The organism is Flavobacterium sp. KH_035 (genome assembly GCF_057839565.1).
Genome location: NZ_CM174492.1, coordinates 5,456,450 through 5,472,098 on the forward strand (window position 1 = coordinate 5,456,450; position 15,649 = coordinate 5,472,098).

Below are 15,649 nucleotides of genomic sequence, written 5' to 3' on the forward strand. Positions count from 1 at the left end.
TCTAAAAAAACGTTAAAGTTCTATTTACTCTGTCTAATTAGTATTTAAAGCTAAATAAAATGTACTATACAATACCAGACAGCAAGAGTGATAAACGAAATTGGTATTCCGAAACCAATCATCATACTGCTCAATTTTGGCTTTAATCCATAAGTCGAAGCTAAGATTGCACCTGTAATCATAGGAGCCATTGCCATTTCCATTATAGTAATTTTAATAGCTTCGGAATGTTGTCCGAGAATAAAAACGTACAAAACCAAAATAACAAAAGGAACTGCTATAAGCCGGAAGAAAAGTCCGAGACGCAGAAATTGCCAATGTTGGCTTTTTCGGTCAAAAGTAAGCTGTAATCCCACAGAGAGTAAAGCCAAAGGGGTTACAAAACTTCCCACTTTCAATAAAACAGACTGAACATTCAAATCTAAATCGTATTCGAAGACATTCAGCAGACAGGCTGTCACAAAAGTAACAAACGGAGGAAATAAAATTATTTTCTTGAATATGCTAAAAGAATCCGCACTGCCTTTAGAATAAAAAGCGGCTACAAAAACCCCCAGCGTCGAAACCACCACAAAAGTGCCCGGCTGATCGACAAGAATTGCCGTTTCTAAACCCTTCTTCCCAAACAGAGCTTCAATAATAGGGTATCCCAAAAAAGAAGAATTACTTAATCCGGCAGTTAAAATCAAACAGCCAATTAATCTGTTTGACCAGCCCAATCTTCTGCCTAGAAAATGAAAAAACGCAAAAGCCAGTAAAAAGCTAATCCAACCTGATAGTATCGGAAACAGTAATTCATTACTCCATCTTATTTTCGGAATATGATACAGAGTTATTGCGGGTAGACAAACGTAAAGGACAACCTTATTTAAAACCTTATAAATATGAGTTGGAAATTGCTTAATATGCTGCAAAAACAAGCCCAAAGCAAGAAATAGAAATATTTGAATAAAGTTGTTCATATCGTTGAGTCCTGACAAAAATAGACATTTATTATCTGATGTATAAAACATTTTAAATCACTTCTCTAAGTTTTTTGTTACTTTTAAGTTCTAATTCCAAAAAACAAATGCAGTTAATACGAGACAATTTTGAGCGAATAATCAAGCTTTCGGATACCGAATGGAATATTTTTTCATCCAAACTTGTACGTCAGGAATTTTCAAAGAAAACGTCAGTACTTGAAACAGGCACAATCGAAAACTACCTCTCATTTGTAGAAAAAGGTTTGGTGAGATATTACATTCCCGGTGAAGATCATGACCTCACTTTTACCTTTGTGTTTGATGGCGAATTTACAAGTGGTTACGATTCCTTTATCACCAGATTACCGGTAAATTATACAATCGAAACGCTCTCAGAAACGGTTCTTTGGCGCATATCCTATGAAGATCTACAGGATGTTTATACCGAAACTAAAATTGGCAATACCATTGGACGCATTGCAAGCGAAGGGCTGTTTCTTAAAAAAGCCAAAAGAGAACTTTCACTGCTTAACGACTCGGCTGAGCAGCGTTATCTCAACCTTTTTACCGAGCAACCACAACTCATACAAAGGATTCCTCAAAAATACCTTGCCTCTTATATTGGTATCACTCCACAGGCATTGAGCAGAATAAGAAAACGTATTTCTTAACCCTGGTTCATTGTTTCAGATCCCTTTACTACGCAACTTTGTAAAAAAAAGATATGGAAACTTTAATTGTGTTACTAGGTGTCTTTACAATTGCACTGCTCTTTGTAAAACTTACTTCAAAAAGATTTGAAATCTCAATGGCAGCCAGAATTGCCATGGCAGCCATGCTTGCATTTACAGCTGTAAGTCATTTTGTATTTACCAAAGGTATGGTCATGATGGTCTCTTTTTTGCCTTGGCCTACCGTAATTGTTTACACAACAGGAGTTATAGAACTGTTAGCAGCAGTGGGGCTATTGATTCCAAAAACGAGATTACTTACTGCCAAACTGCTTGTACTCTTTTTTATCGTTTTGCTCCCTGCAAACATCTATGCGGCCAGCCATAGTATCAATCTGCAAACGGCCAGTTACAACGGTAAAAGTCTCTCCTATTTATGGTTTAGAGTACCGCTGCAGCTTTTGTTTATCGTTTGGGTTTATTTTTCTTCTATCAGAAATCAGGCGCTCCATAAACGTGTTACCGCTCACTAAAACAAGCCCTTTACCACATTTTGTTCTAAAATTAGGTTGCAGCTTTTCTTGTGTGAAAAATTAATTTTTAGTTAAAACTTTTTTTTATTTCAAAAAACACCTTAAATTTGTAACATATTTTATTACAGTATGATTTCAGGTAAGTTTGCCATAACGATTCACATTTTAACTTTACTCACTAAATTCCCGAATGATTTTTTATCCTCGGAGTTTATTGCAGGAAGTATCAATCTGAATCCGGTATTGGTGAGAAAAGAAATTGCCAATTTAAAAGCACATCATATTGTGGAAAGTAAGGAAGGCAAAAACGGTGGTACAAAACTAGCTGTCGACCCTTCGAAGATTACATTAAAAGAAATATTTGAAATGACTTTTGAGACCATTAATCTGGGTTATGCCAAAAATCAGCCTAATCCCGATTGCCCGGTTGGAAAAAAGATCAATCAAAATTTGAGTACTTTATACGCTGAAATGAATCAAAAAGTTAGTTTACAATTAGAAGGAATCTCATTGGAAGATTTTTCTAATCAATTCTAAACTATTTTTTTAAACAAAACTGTAACATTTTTTATTACTAATTAAATTTATATATTATGAAAATCGCAATTATTGGAGCAACCGGATTTGTTGGTACAGCTATTTTAAACGAAATTACAAGCAGAAATCATCAGATTACTGCCATTGCCAGAAACCCAAAAGACAAAGCAAATGTGACCTGGAAAAGCGCAGACATTTTTAATGTAGACGCTCTGGCAGAAATTTTAAAAGGAAATGACGTCGTTGCTAATGCGTACAACTCAGGATGGACCAACCCAAATATCTACGACGACTTTATTGCCGGATCAAAAGCAATTCAGGAAGCAGTAAAAAAATCCGGTGTAAAACGTTTCATTACCATAGGAGGAGCTGGAAGTTTATTTGTAGCTCCTGGCTTACAAGCTGTTGATACCCCGGACTTCCCAAAAGAATACCACGCCGGAGCATCTGCCGCGAGAGATTATTTAAACCTTCTAAAAGAAGAAAAAGAACTTGATTGGGCATTCTTTAGTCCGGCTTTCGAAATGCACCAGGGTATTACCACCGGAAGAACAGGAAAATACCGCTTAGGCTTGGAAAATCCGGTTTTTAATGACGAACAAAGAAGTATTTTATCTGTAGAAGATCTTGCAGTTGTAATTGCTGACGAAACCGAAACCCCAAAACACCACCAGGTTCGTTTTACAGCAGCTTATTAAGAAATTATTTAAGGGGCAAAGAGACAAAGCCGCAAAGGTTTTTTCTCTTTGTACCTCTGTCCCTTTGCACCTTTGCAGCTAAAAAAAATCCTTTTTGAAACTGTTTTTGTTTTCTGTACTTTTACACTACCAAAAAGTATATTTTGTCAGCTTCAGAAAAACGATCAGGTAGTTTACACGAAAAAGCCGGAATTTCTCCTCCAGAAATCACCAATGTTACCGCTATTCGTCAAATCAAAAAAAACAGAAGACAACAACCTTCTTCATCTGAATTGATTGAAGGCGTCTTATCGGGAAATATTACCGCGCTAAGTCGTGCAATTACTTTGGTAGAAAGCACGAATCCGGAACATACTGCAAAAGCGAACGAAGTTATAAAAGGCTGTTTACCGCATGCCAATCAATCAGTCCGTATTGGAATTACAGGAGTTCCCGGGGTTGGAAAAAGTACTTTTATTGAAGCTTTTGGAGGTTATCTGACACATTTAGGAAAAAAAGTAGCCGTCTTGGCCGTTGATCCGAGCAGCTCGATTTCGCATGGAAGTATATTAGGCGATAAAACCCGTATGGAAGAACTGGTAAAAGACGAAAATGCTTTTATCAGACCTAGTGCTTCGGGAGATACTTTGGGTGGCGTAGCCCGTAAAACAAGAGAATCGATTATTTTATGTGAAGCCGCAGGTTTTGACACGATTGTTATTGAAACTGTTGGTGTAGGGCAAAGCGAAACTGCTGTTCACAGTATGGTTGATTTTTTTCTATTACTTAAAATCTCCGGTGCCGGCGACGAACTTCAGGGTATTAAACGCGGCATTATGGAAATGGCCGATGCCATCGTAATCAACAAAGCAGATGGCGACAACATTAAAAAAGCCAATCAGGCAAAACTCGAATTCAACAGGGCTTTGCATTTATTTCCTCCAAAAAAATCAAACTGGCAGCCAAAAGTCACGACCTGCAGTGCCATCACCAAAGAAGGTATTTCCGAAATCTGGACTACTATTTCTTATTATACGGAAACAACTACCTCAACTGGTTTCTTCCAGGAAAGACGAAAAGAGCAAAACCAATTCTGGATGATGGAAACCATTGATGAACACTTGAAATCAAACTTTTACAATCATCCTGAGATTATTGGGCAATTGCTACAAATCAAAAAAGCGGTGCAAAATGATGAAATATCACCTTTTGCAGCCGCTCAGTTTTTATTAGATACATATAAAAACAGCTTCTAATTTCTTAAAGCTATTTTTCATTTACTTTACATTAATTGAAATTGTATAGGTCTCTTCACTCTCTTGAATAGGGTATTTACCGGGAACTAAAATGTTTGAATTGAATTTTAAAGATTTAACTAATTCCGCATCTACAGTCTGCCCTTCAGGTATTACATAAACTTCTCCATATCGTAATAATACTTTTTTATGTTCTGGGGTTAAAGCACTTTTTTGAATTTCCATAACAAAATTTCCTTTTTCATTTGTAACACGTACCGGTGTTCCGTCAGGGGCTGGTTTCAAAAAGCTAAAGGTTCCCCATAAGTAAAAAATAAAATTACAAAACCCTTCTGGCTGACTGCAATCAACATTATGTGCTCCCCAATCTCGCACAATAACTCCTTCATAGTGAGGTAATCTTCTTTGAGTATTGGATTGATTTTGCTGCTCTGTGTTTGATAATTGAGTATTTTGATCTTCAACAGATTCGTTATTGCAGCTTATAAAAAAAGCGGCAGACACAAAAACTAACATCACTTTTAACACTTCAGATTTTTTCAATTTTTTTTGTGGTAATTTTTTCATAATAAATAAATTTAATTGTCCCTACTCTATCTTTGGCTTTTCGGGTTACGCCTTTTGGTTTAGTGTATATCAATTAAATTATTTTTTGTTACCCCCTATTTTGAAATTTTAACAAAAAAAAGCTGCTAAGTTTAAAATTACTTAGCAGCTTTTTTTTACAATAAATTTAAAATTACTTTTTCTTATCTCTGAGTTTATATTTACTCTGCTTGTACAAATTGCCAGCCGTTATAACATGCGCCAAAGCATCTTTTGCTAAGTCTTCATTTAATCTAACCGGAATTAGAGTCGTATCGTTTTTAATTTCAAACTGTAAAGGTTTCAAATTAGGCTGCATAATTACGACCTGATTCTCGACTCTGAAAGCATTAATATCATTAAACTGCATGATGGATCTTCCCTGAGTTTTCGCATCTAGTTTGTTCAGGTTTCTTCCTACCATAGGTGTTTCAAACGGAAGTCCCAAATAACTCAATAAAGTTGGCGGAATATCAATCTGACTGGCCAGTTTACTGTAAACAGCTCCTTTTTGAACGCCAGGTCCCATGATAAGAGCCGGAATGTGAAACTTATTAATTGGCACTAAATTTTTACCATAGGTTCTGGTGTTGTGATCCGCGATTACGATAAAAATAGTGTTTTTGAAATACGGTTCTTTTTTAGCTATTTCGAAAAATTTCCCAATTGAGAAATCGGCATATTTCATGGCATTGTTTACGGTTGCCGGTTTGGCATCATAAGGTTTGATTCTTCCCGCAGGATATTCAAAAGGCTCATGATTGGAGGTAGAAAACATTAAAGAAAAGAAAGGTTTATCTCCTTTTGCTTTAAAATAATTATTGGCTTTGGTTACCAGATCTTCATCTGAATATCCCCAGGTTCCTTTAAAAGCATATTTGTTTCCATCAGATTCAAAATCTTCCTGATCTACGATATCCTGAAATCCATTTCCGTTAAAAAAGGAAGCCATATTGTCAAAATTTGCCATTCCACCATAAATAAAACTAGTGTCATATCCTTTTTGTTTTAACGCATCGGCCAATGTAAAAAATCCTTGCTGTGAGTTTCCTAATTTCACTACACTTTCTGAAGGTGAAGGTAAAAATCCAGTCACTACCGCTTCGATTCCGCGTACACTTCGCGTTCCTGTGCAATACAAATTGGTGAACAATAATCCTTCTTTAGACAGTTTATCAAATTCAGGTGTTAGTGGTTTTCCTCCTAAAATACCAACGTACTCCGCCCCTAAACTTTCCTGTAGAAAAATAACCAGATTGTATGGTTTCTTCAAAAGCGTATCCGGTTGCTGTACATGCAGAAATGGAATTTCAGCGTCTGTAAAATCACCAGGTCCAGCCAACATGTATTTCTTTACACGAGCGATTGCCTCGGCTTCTTCCATTTTACCGTACATCTTGGTGTTTCCTTCATTTTTGATCGAGTAAGCTGCAAAAGCTACCGTATAAAAAGAATTCAATCCCAAAGTATTGGTCAACTGATCTGTTGAAAATACCGCATTACTGGCATTGATCGGACGTTTTGAAGTAAGACTTGAACGGGCTCCAAAAAACAATAAAAAAGCCAATAATGGAAAAACCATCAATTTAAATTTATAGTCAGCACTGCTGGTATAGAAATATTTTTTTCCTTTCTTGAAAGCAAAATACAGCACTACTCCTAAAATTAAAAAAGTCACGATGATCGAGGTCAGATAACTTTTTAAAAGCATTCCGACTACTTCTTTAGGGTAAATCAGATAGTCTAAGAAAATTTTATTCGGACGCGTGTCGTATTGTTTTACAAAATCCGGTGTTGCCAACTCTACAAAAAGAATTAGAAACAGGAATAAAAAGCTGTAAATTACAAGGAATTTATTGGTAAACTTCAATGCTTTATTGGGCAAAAAAGTAATCAAAACTGCCGGCAGGAAAGACAAATAACACAGTAAAATCAAGTCCATTCGAAGTCCGATTGGGAAGATGTACCAGAAGTTTGGTGTTTCTACTACCCTGTCTTTAAAAATAAAGAACAAAAATAGTCGGCTTAAAGTAGTAATCAGTAATCCGATTGCTATGAAATTGATGATGGGTTTTAAAAAACTTAATTTTTTCATTAGAAAGATTTAAATGTTTTTGGATTGGAGCCTATCATAAAGACACACTATATGTCTTTACTCTTCGTAACGGTTTATTTCCCGATCGTAAAACTCATTCGCCAAAACAATTAAGCCTTCCATCTCCGCATTTAGCTCTGCTTCGTCAAGATCTTCCGCTTCCTCCATGAATTCTACCTCATCATCTTTTAAATTAATTATGAATCTTGGATAATCCAGGTGAATGATGAAAATATCATCTGGAAAATCAGTATTGTCTCCGAGTAAAAATTTAGGTAATTCCATTTTTATTTATTTATTATTTTATTTATTAGTTCACAGACTGCAATGATTTAAAGAGCTTTCAGGATACTTTGCGAATCCTTTTTATCTGTGGCTGATTCTTTTGCCGTTCAAATTTAAGTATTTGAAACTGAATTTCTGATTAATTTTTTGGTCAGGTAATGAAAACGAATATAAAGAAATATTGCAGCTGTGGTAAGTCCGGCCAAAAGTCCGATCCAGACTCCCTCTGCTTTTAATTCGGTATATTCAGCAAGATAATATGAAATTGGAAAACCAATTATCCAATAAGCTACAAAGGTAATATACATTGGGATTTTCACATCCTGCAAGCCTCGTAAAGCACCCAGAACGACAACCTGAATTCCGTCAGAAATTTGAAAAACGGCCGCTATTAAAAGTAATTTTGATGCAATACCAATTACCTCGTTATTATCCAGAAGCTGACCTCCGTTTTCCATATTCAAAAAGATATGCGGCAGAAAATCATGAAACGCAACAAAAAGTATAGCGAAAAAGGTTTCAATTATAATCGCCAGTAAAAAGATCGAACGGGCCACCACAACTAAGTTTTTATAATCCATTAAACCTCTTTGATTACTTACTCTGATCATCGAAGTCACACTCAATCCCATCGCAAACATAAAAGTCATTGACGCCAGACTTAAAGCAATTTGATTGGCTGCCTGACTGGTTTTTCCAATGTTACCGCAAAGCCAGATAGACGCCGTAAACAAAACCACTTCAAAAAGCATTTGCATCGCCGATGGAAATCCGATACTGATTATTTTTTTCAGAGTTTCTTTTTTAATTTCGTCAAAGCTGAAATTTTTGAAGAAACGTTTCAAATCTTCTCTTCTCGACAGCATAATATGCATGAACATGACCAAAAATATTCTTGAAATTACTGTCCCCAAAGCAGCGCCAATAATTCCCATTTTTGGAAAAATCCAGATCCCATAAATCAATAGATAGTTAATTCCAACGTGTAGCACGTTGGCCATAATCATAGCATACATTGAATATTTGGTCATCGAAAGTCCATCAGCAAATTGTTTGTACCCCTGATACACAATTAACGGAATCAAAGAGAAAGCAACCCAATCCAGATAAGGTTTTGCAAGCGCGATTACATCAGCAGGCTGTTGCAATAACTCCATTATCGGTTTTGCGAGAACAATAATTCCGAAAAGCAACAATCCTAACAGTATACATAAAAACAATCCGTGGTGAAATGCGGAACGAATTTTACCATCATTTTTTTCAGCATCCCCTTCCGCTACAATTGGTGTAATGGCGGTAGAAAAACCAATTCCTAACGACATAGCGATAAAGATCATACTGTTTCCTAATGAAACTGCCGCTAATTCCGTACTTCCTAACTTTCCAACCATTATGTTATCGACAATACCAATTAAGGTATGCCCGACCATTCCTAATATAATGGGATATGCTAATCTTAAATTATATGAAAACTCTTTGGTATACTGCTTTAAATTCACTTCTATTCTATTTTAGTCGGCAAAGATAATCAGAAGCTTTGGATTCTTTGATACTATTAAAAACATAAGCAAAGATTAAGGCTTTTTTTAACGAACACAGATATTATATAACAATTACTAAAAATTATATAACAGCCTCCTGTGGTCTTAAAAGTATTTTTACAGTATTAGAAATTAAAAAAAGATGGTCATGAGAAATTTAAAAATGTTATGCCTTGCTGCCTCCACTTTACTATACGCCAATACAACTTTTGCTCAGGACAATGCCGTTAAAAATTACGATCAGGGTTTTAGATTAGGCTTTGGTTTAAATGGTGGTATCCCGACCGATAATGACTATAAATGGTCACTTGGTGGAGATGTTCGTCTACAATATGATTTATCTAAAAGAACATCGTTGACCTTAACTACAGGTTTTACAAACCTTTTTATGAAAGACGAAGCAAAAGATCTTGGATTTATTCCAGCTAAAGCAGGTTTTAAAGCTTTTATCTGGGAAGATCAGTTTTATATTTTGGGAGAAGTGGGGGCAGGTTTTGCCGTTACAAACGGTTATAACGATACTACTTTTTTATGGGCTCCGGGAATTGGGTATGCCACTAAATACATTGACATTAGTGTCCGTTACGAAGATTATAACAAATTCAAAACCAATCAGGTTGCTTTGCGTTTAGCCTATGGTTTTGATTTATAAAGGTTAGGTTTAATTTATTTTTTTGTTTTTGGTATGAACCCGGTGGAGAGTAAGCTCTATCGGGTTTTGTTTTGTCTTTTACCATTGGTCAAAAGATAACTGCCATTAGTCAAATGATTTTTCGGGATTGGTTTAGAACGCGGTAATTCGCAGAAAAATTAATCCAATCATGAACAAAACAGTTTTTTATCTATCACAACTTTTTATCTTTTTACTGATTAGCATTTCTGCACGATCACAATCAAAATTTTCAGGAGAATTTAAAGTCGATTATGTTCCGTTTTCCAATTACGTACGCCCAATGGATAGTACCAAAACAAATGCCGAAAGTAATTTTAAAAGGGCACAGATTGCTTTTGAAGTGCCTCTTTCTTTAAAAATGGACCAATACAATCACCCACGACTCTGGTCTCTTTTTATGGATGGAAGTTATGCCCGAATGGAAAATAAAAATTATGAAGTTCCTTCTCTTCCTGTAGAATTCCAGGGAGGATTCCCTAATGAATTGCTGAATGCGCAAATTGGAATCAAGCACCTGCGCTCTATTTCTCCTTCCTGGTCTTTAATGGTCATGCTTTCTGTTGGTGTTTATACGGACATGGTCGAAATCAATAAAGATGATGTTTTGATTCAGGGTGGAGTTCTTTTTATCAAACAATTCAATCCCAATCTGGCTTTTGGTATGGGGCCGGTTTTAACCAATAGTTTTGGTGTTCCGATGGTACTTCCCGGAATTTATTTTAATTGGGAATCAAGAGGTGCTCTGCATTTTAAAGTTGCATTTCCGGAAGGTTTAGAACTTGGGTATCGAATGTCTGACACTTTTGATTTGAAAGCGGTTGGAGAACTCAGCGGTATGACTGCAGAAACCAGAGTTGGAAACAAATCTTCGTTATTGGGATATCAGCAAATTATTGCGGGAATAAGGCCGCAGATCAAGTTTGGTGAACATTGGACTTTAGAACCGACCGCCGGAACGACTATTGTGCGAAACTTTTCTGCTACGAGCCGAAAAATAAAAGACATTTTTAAAGAAAAGGACATTGCCAATCCAAGATTTACGACCACCTTTTATGGAGCGGTCGCTTTAAAATGGAAGTTCTAAAGCTATTTTCTAACTGTTGGTAATAAATAAACAGCAAGAAACAGCAATTTAATACCTAGAAAAAACATTTCTCCTCTATAACCGACTTTGTTCGTTTATAGAGGAGATTTTTTTGCATTCTTTTTTTTTATAAATCTATCTTTCTTGAAGGTAAATTCATTTTTAGAAATTACCTCAACGGTTTATCTGCTTAGTAAGTTTTTATAAACTACCTCTTTCAATAAAGCTTCGCGGCGTGTTCTAGAAATGGGTAGTTCTTGTCCTTTTACGAACAATCGCCCACCGGCAACAGAATCAATATGGGTAATATTGACAAGGAAAGATTTATGAATTCTGAAGAAAATCTCTGTTGGAAGTGTTTCTTCTAAAGAGATCATTGTCTGATGAATAACAAGAACCTTGTCTTTAAAATGAAGCTTTGCATAGTTTTGCATGCCTTCTATATAGAGAATATCAAGCCAGGAAATTTTTTGAAAGCCTTCTTCCTGACGCACGTACAGATAAGGATCCAATTGATTCTGCTTCGGAGAAACTGTCATCTGATGCCATTGTTTTGCTTTTAGAGCTGCCTGATAAAAACGCTGAAACGTAATGGGTTTTAATAAATAATCAACCACCTGCAAACGGTAACCCTCCAGAGCATATTCTGAATAAGCTGTAGTGAAAATGACCAAAGGCGGATTATCCAGCGATTCCAAAAACTCTAATCCGGAGAGATAAGGCATATTAATATCCAAAAACAACAAATCGATCTGTTTTTCCTGAATGTAGGACGTGGCTTCTAATGCAGAGGCACAGGTACCCGCAACTTCAAGAAAATCAATTTTAGAGACAAAATCTACTATTCCGTTTCTTGCGATAGGTTCGTCGTCGATAACCAGACATTTCATGTTCATATTTTGGTATTTTTTTCTTTTTTTTAACGCAGATCTTGCAGATCAAGTAGATTTTTCTTCTTTCTTTTTTTTATCTCTTTCTTCAATCGCGAACGATACAACCTTTTACTTTAAATCTAAAACCACCGTTACTGTAAAATCCGAATCGGTTTTATTGATATTTAGCTGGTGTTTTTCGGGGTATTGAATCGCCAGTCTTTTTTTGACATTTTCAAGTCCAAGTCCCTGATTTTTGGAAGGAATTTTATATTGCTCGGTATAGGAGTTTTCGATTTTAAATTGTAATTGCTTGGAAGTTTGCCTGCAGGACAAGTGCACATAGCCTTTTTGATTGGGAAGCCTTGAAACGTGTTTAAAGGCATTTTCAATTAAAGGCACCAAAAGCAAGGGCGCAATCTGAAGCTGAGTGTCTTCGATATTCCATTTGCATTTTACTTCCAGTTCGTTACCCCATCTTGTTTCTTCGACTGCAATTAAATCTTTAAGGTATTTTATTTCGAGATGCAGTGGTACATATTCTTTGTTACATTCATACAGTTGATACCGCAAAATATCCGAGAACTGAACGAGTAAATCCGATGCTAGTTTTACATTGCTCTGCATTAAAATATGGATATGATTTAGTACGTTAAACATGAGATGCGGATTGATCTGATCCTGCAAAATCCTGATTTGCGCCTCGAGATGTACTTGTTGCAGCTGTGCATGATTTCGTTCGATTACATTGTGTTCCTGATAAAACCGGAGTCCGCAGGCGGTACCACAGATTAAAATAGCTGCGGGAGTACTTCCAAAAAACCTTGCCCATAAAAACTGTATCGAAGTCATGTTTGCTTCATCCGGATACAAGCGCCCACGAGAATAGGTATTGGAAAACACAGCATAGATAATAGCCAGACAAAAGGAAAGTACTAAAACGATTATAACACTTTGCAGCGCAAATACTGCCATCCTTCTTTTTCGCAAGGCATTTGGCAACAACACATCACTTAAAAAATGTGCCAAAAGACATGAACAGGATAAAACCAAAAAAGCCTGAAAAGCAGCTGATAAAAAGCCATAAGCATCTATCATCTGCGACCAGATTGTTATTCCGAGTATGCACCAAAAAAAGACTAAAAATATCCAGTGTCTGTTTTTACTTTTTGTAATCATCTAATAGAGAATAAAAAATTCATAAGAAAATTTAGGCTCAAAAATAGCCCTATATTTTTTAAACAAACAGCAAAGAACCTAAAAGATTCTTTGCTGCTAACTAGGTTCAACCAATAAATAAACCTTTAAAATATAAAATAACCAACGCTGATGTTAAACGAATTTGGCTTCGAGCTAAATTCTTTACTCAGATTATTTAATCCTCCCTGATAGGTAACATCTAAAGTGAACTTCCACATTTCGATTCCTGCTCCAACCTGATAGCCTATATTGGATTTGTTAAATTTTCCATAGGTAGGTTTCAATTGACTCACAGAAGAAATATTTTCATCCAGCACATAAGAATAAACTCCTCCTCCAAAAACTCTTACATTGAGCATCGATTGATCAATTATTTTGTAACCAATTACCAACGGCATTTCGAGGCTTCTCCAGGTTGCATTTTTAGAAGATGACTGGGCAGTTCTTTCAATTTTAGAAGATTTCTCACTATACAAAATTTCATTTTGAACATAGAAACGTTTAAAGTCAAAGCGGGCCATGGCACCACCGAAAAAACCAGCGGCATACTTTGAATCTAAACCGTTTGAAACCGGCAGTTCAGAATAATTTGATCCTGCTTTTATTCCAACATGAATAGGAAGCGGAGATTGTGCATGCAGTTTAGAAGAGATTAAAGCAAATGCGAAAACAGTTGTAAGCAATACTAATTTGTACGTGTTCATGATAATAGTTTTTATTAATTTGATGCAAAGGAGTACAAATCTGAAACGCTATTAAAATTAGTTTGATGAACGACAGCTGGGTTTTGACTAACGGAAGTATTAATCGACTTTTCATTACGCAAGAAACCCGACAGGTTCAAAAAGCTGTCGGGTCTAATTAAAAGAAACTATTTATTATTTCAAGTACTTTTTATCGGTCAAAGTTCTCATGAAAGCGATGAGCTGCTTTTTTTCTAAATCGGATAAGTTTAATTTGTCTTCTGGCAACGTTTGGTTCGGAACATCGAATCCCAAGCCTAAACCTCCTCCTTCATTATAAAAATCAACTACCTCTTCCAGAGTTTTGTAAACGCCATTGTGCATGTATGGAGCGGTAAGTGTTATATTTCGGATAGTTGGTGTTTTAAACGAATTTTTATGAATAGCTGCCTGTGTAATTACAAACTTACCCAGATCTCCGTCCAGTTTTTTACTTTTATTTGGAACGCCCAATATTTCGCTTTCCGATCGGTCAAAATTAGGCGGAACTGTTCCGTTGGTAAGTGGAATAAAATGACAGGTTGCACATTTGCCTTTCCCCGCAAACAAGTTAAAACCTGCTTTTTCATCTGCTGTAAAACGCTCTTTGTTTTGCATATAAGCATCAAACTTCGAATCGTACTTACTTAGCGAACGAATGTAAGAAGCCAAAGCATTTTTGATCTCAAATTCATTTATTGCTCCTTTTGGAAAAGCTTTTTTGAAATCTTTCACATAGTTTGCATCCTTTTGAAGTACTAAAGCCGATTGCTCCAAAGAACCGTGCATTTCGTTTTCATTTTTAATTACGGCAACTGCCTGATCTTCGAGATAACTTACTCTTGAATCTGCAAAAAATACGCGTTGAAAAGCAATATTGTTAAGTGTGGGCGTATTGCGCTGAAGCATTGATTTTCCGTCTAATGAAACCGCTGTTTCCAATCCATCTGTAAAAGCTTTATCGGCATGATGGCACGAAGCACAGGAACGGGTGTTGTTACCCGATAAAACAGGATCATTGAACAGTTTTTTTCCCAACGCAATTTTCTCCGGCGTTGTTTTATAATCCGGAAAACCCGAAAAAGCTTCCGAATCAAATGCCTCCGAATCGAATAAAGTTTGTGCCGTAACTTTTAAACCTCGTTGCTCTTTCATGAGCGGAATCCCCAATTCAGATCGGGTTTGAAATAATCCTTTGCTTAGCGGATTGGCAATTTCTTTGATAAAATAAGCACGGTCAAAAGCGTTAAAGTTGGTATTTGTTTTTAAATACTGCTGCCCTTTCTTCAATATCCCGAGTACCTGATTTGAATTGGAAACCGCATTATTTTCAACATAAACCTTATAATATTTTCCGATGGTTTCTAAAGCGACCAAAGCTTCGGGAAGTGAATTCAGTACAACCGGCGAATCAAATCCTGTAATTCCTAAAGTAACCATTCGGTATACTTCCAATCGCATGGCGTCAAAAACATGCGCGTCCGTTAATTGATTTGAATTGGAAACTTTTTCCAGACGAACCAAATTAGCCGACAAGATACCCAATTCCTGAAGTAGTTCTTTTTTACTCTCTTTGTTGTACTTCGGAAAAACCAATTCCTCAATTACCTGAAATCCCTCGGGCGGAACTGTCACTTTATCATTTTCCTCAAACTCCGGTATTGCAGGACCATTTATTGCTTTGGAAACGGCTGGCGAATAATACTCACTTATCATTTCGACCTTTTTATAGCTTTGATGTGCTTCGAGAAACTGCCGCTGAATTTGTGCTTCGGTAGAATCTGACTGTACGGAATATTTCAGTTTGGCTACTTTTTCAATCAGTAAAGTAATATCGGACTGAAACAGTTCGTTTACTTCCTGATGTTTGTCCTTTTTCTGGCAGGCAACAAACGCCAGCAGGAAAAACAAACCATATATTTTTTTCATCTTGTATTACAAATTAAAAGGGGG

16 protein-coding genes are annotated in these 15,649 nt (G+C 36.2%); 7 read left to right on the top strand and 9 right to left on the bottom strand.

Features of this window, described 5'->3' with window-relative positions:
* Window positions 1-50: 50 nt before the first annotated feature.
* The gene (locus AC3IS6_RS22105) at window positions 51-962 is read right to left on the bottom strand and encodes an AEC family transporter (RefSeq protein WP_173966146.1); all 912 of its coding nucleotides are present in this window, start codon (window positions 960-962) and stop codon (window positions 51-53) included.
* 107 nt (window positions 963-1,069) lie between these two features.
* Here AC3IS6_RS22105 and AC3IS6_RS22110 point away from each other — a divergent pair, with 107 nt between their 5' ends.
* The 5 genes from AC3IS6_RS22110 to meaB all read left to right on the top strand — a co-directional run bounded on the left by AC3IS6_RS22110 (window position 1,070) and on the right by meaB (window position 4,639).
* On the top strand, window positions 1,070-1,636 hold the full coding sequence (locus AC3IS6_RS22110; RefSeq protein WP_489162574.1) for a Crp/Fnr family transcriptional regulator: 567 nt from the start codon (window positions 1,070-1,072) through the stop codon (window positions 1,634-1,636).
* Window positions 1,637-1,689: 53 nt separating this feature from the next.
* Window positions 1,690-2,169: a DoxX family protein gene (locus AC3IS6_RS22115; protein ID WP_489162576.1), complete on the top strand. Its 480-nt coding sequence runs from the start codon at window positions 1,690-1,692 to the stop codon at window positions 2,167-2,169.
* 129 nt (window positions 2,170-2,298) lie between these two features.
* Window positions 2,299-2,706: an Rrf2 family transcriptional regulator gene (locus tag AC3IS6_RS22120; protein ID WP_489162578.1), complete on the top strand. Its 408-nt coding sequence runs from the start codon at window positions 2,299-2,301 to the stop codon at window positions 2,704-2,706.
* Window positions 2,707-2,762: 56 nt separating this feature from the next.
* Window positions 2,763-3,404 carry an NAD(P)-dependent oxidoreductase gene (locus AC3IS6_RS22125; protein WP_489162579.1) on the top strand — a complete coding sequence of 214 codons (642 nt, stop codon included), beginning with the start codon at window positions 2,763-2,765 and terminating at the stop codon, window positions 3,402-3,404.
* Between the two features lie 143 nt (window positions 3,405-3,547).
* The gene (gene meaB, locus AC3IS6_RS22130; protein WP_489162581.1) at window positions 3,548-4,639 is read left to right on the top strand and encodes a methylmalonyl Co-A mutase-associated GTPase MeaB; all 1,092 of its coding nucleotides are present in this window, start codon (window positions 3,548-3,550) and stop codon (window positions 4,637-4,639) included.
* 21 nt (window positions 4,640-4,660) lie between these two features.
* Here meaB and AC3IS6_RS22135 read toward each other — a convergent pair whose 3' ends face one another.
* The 4 genes from AC3IS6_RS22135 to AC3IS6_RS22150 all read right to left on the bottom strand — a co-directional run bounded on the left by AC3IS6_RS22135 (window position 4,661) and on the right by AC3IS6_RS22150 (window position 9,103).
* Entirely contained in the window at window positions 4,661-5,206 is a 546-nt protein-coding gene (locus AC3IS6_RS22135; protein ID WP_489162582.1) for a hypothetical protein, read from the bottom strand.
* Window positions 5,207-5,378: 172 nt separating this feature from the next.
* Window positions 5,379-7,319, bottom strand: a complete 1,941-nt coding sequence (locus AC3IS6_RS22140; RefSeq protein ID WP_489162583.1) for an LTA synthase family protein — start codon at window positions 7,317-7,319, stop codon at window positions 5,379-5,381.
* Window positions 7,320-7,376: 57 nt separating this feature from the next.
* Complete coding sequence (locus AC3IS6_RS22145) at window positions 7,377-7,604, bottom strand: DUF8828 family protein (RefSeq protein ID WP_017495128.1); 228 nt, start codon at window positions 7,602-7,604, stop codon at window positions 7,377-7,379.
* A gap of 113 nt (window positions 7,605-7,717) precedes the next feature.
* Complete coding sequence (locus AC3IS6_RS22150; RefSeq protein ID WP_489162585.1) at window positions 7,718-9,103, bottom strand: MATE family efflux transporter; 1,386 nt, start codon at window positions 9,101-9,103, stop codon at window positions 7,718-7,720.
* Between the two features lie 190 nt (window positions 9,104-9,293).
* Between AC3IS6_RS22150 and AC3IS6_RS22155 the strand changes: the two genes are divergently transcribed.
* Both AC3IS6_RS22155 and AC3IS6_RS22160 read left to right on the top strand, forming a co-directional pair.
* Window positions 9,294-9,797, top strand: coding sequence for a hypothetical protein (locus tag AC3IS6_RS22155; RefSeq protein ID WP_489162586.1), 504 nt, complete (start codon window positions 9,294-9,296; stop codon window positions 9,795-9,797).
* A gap of 169 nt (window positions 9,798-9,966) precedes the next feature.
* Window positions 9,967-10,902: a DUF6268 family outer membrane beta-barrel protein gene (locus tag AC3IS6_RS22160; RefSeq protein WP_489162588.1), complete on the top strand. Its 936-nt coding sequence runs from the start codon at window positions 9,967-9,969 to the stop codon at window positions 10,900-10,902.
* 182 nt (window positions 10,903-11,084) lie between these two features.
* Here AC3IS6_RS22160 and AC3IS6_RS22165 read toward each other — a convergent pair whose 3' ends face one another.
* The 4 genes from AC3IS6_RS22165 to AC3IS6_RS22180 form a co-directional block, all read right to left on the bottom strand.
* Entirely contained in the window at window positions 11,085-11,798 is a 714-nt protein-coding gene (locus AC3IS6_RS22165) for a LytR/AlgR family response regulator transcription factor (protein ID WP_263361772.1), read from the bottom strand.
* Between the two features lie 105 nt (window positions 11,799-11,903).
* Entirely contained in the window at window positions 11,904-12,953 is a 1,050-nt protein-coding gene (locus tag AC3IS6_RS22170) for a sensor histidine kinase (RefSeq protein WP_489162590.1), read from the bottom strand.
* A gap of 125 nt (window positions 12,954-13,078) precedes the next feature.
* On the bottom strand, window positions 13,079-13,678 hold the full coding sequence (locus tag AC3IS6_RS22175) for a porin family protein (protein ID WP_489162592.1): 600 nt from the start codon (window positions 13,676-13,678) through the stop codon (window positions 13,079-13,081).
* A gap of 174 nt (window positions 13,679-13,852) precedes the next feature.
* On the bottom strand, window positions 13,853-15,625 hold the full coding sequence (locus AC3IS6_RS22180; protein ID WP_489162594.1) for a cytochrome-c peroxidase: 1,773 nt from the start codon (window positions 15,623-15,625) through the stop codon (window positions 13,853-13,855).
* Between the last annotated feature and the right edge of the window lie 24 nt (window positions 15,626-15,649).

Excerpts from the sequence above, each read along its gene's own strand:
- AC3IS6_RS22105 (WP_173966146.1), bottom strand. The coding sequence starts at position 962 with ATGAACAACTTTATTCAAATATTTCTATTTCTTGCTTTGGGCTTGTTT.
- AC3IS6_RS22110 (WP_489162574.1), top strand. The coding sequence starts at position 1,070 with ATGCAGTTAATACGAGACAATTTTGAGCGAATAATCAAGCTTTCGGAT.
- AC3IS6_RS22115 (WP_489162576.1), top strand. The coding sequence starts at position 1,690 with ATGGAAACTTTAATTGTGTTACTAGGTGTCTTTACAATTGCACTGCTC.
- AC3IS6_RS22120 (WP_489162578.1), top strand. The coding sequence starts at position 2,299 with ATGATTTCAGGTAAGTTTGCCATAACGATTCACATTTTAACTTTACTC.
- AC3IS6_RS22125 (WP_489162579.1), top strand. The coding sequence starts at position 2,763 with ATGAAAATCGCAATTATTGGAGCAACCGGATTTGTTGGTACAGCTATT.
- AC3IS6_RS22135 (WP_489162582.1), bottom strand. The coding sequence starts at position 5,206 with ATGAAAAAATTACCACAAAAAAAATTGAAAAAATCTGAAGTGTTAAAA.
- AC3IS6_RS22140 (WP_489162583.1), bottom strand. The coding sequence starts at position 7,319 with ATGAAAAAATTAAGTTTTTTAAAACCCATCATCAATTTCATAGCAATC.
- AC3IS6_RS22145 (WP_017495128.1), bottom strand. The coding sequence starts at position 7,604 with ATGGAATTACCTAAATTTTTACTCGGAGACAATACTGATTTTCCAGAT.
- AC3IS6_RS22155 (WP_489162586.1), top strand. The coding sequence starts at position 9,294 with ATGAGAAATTTAAAAATGTTATGCCTTGCTGCCTCCACTTTACTATAC.
- AC3IS6_RS22160 (WP_489162588.1), top strand. The coding sequence starts at position 9,967 with ATGAACAAAACAGTTTTTTATCTATCACAACTTTTTATCTTTTTACTG.
- AC3IS6_RS22165 (WP_263361772.1), bottom strand. The coding sequence starts at position 11,798 with ATGAACATGAAATGTCTGGTTATCGACGACGAACCTATCGCAAGAAAC.
- AC3IS6_RS22170 (WP_489162590.1), bottom strand. The coding sequence starts at position 12,953 with ATGATTACAAAAAGTAAAAACAGACACTGGATATTTTTAGTCTTTTTT.
- AC3IS6_RS22175 (WP_489162592.1), bottom strand. The coding sequence starts at position 13,678 with ATGAACACGTACAAATTAGTATTGCTTACAACTGTTTTCGCATTTGCT.
- AC3IS6_RS22180 (WP_489162594.1), bottom strand. The coding sequence starts at position 15,625 with ATGAAAAAAATATATGGTTTGTTTTTCCTGCTGGCGTTTGTTGCCTGC.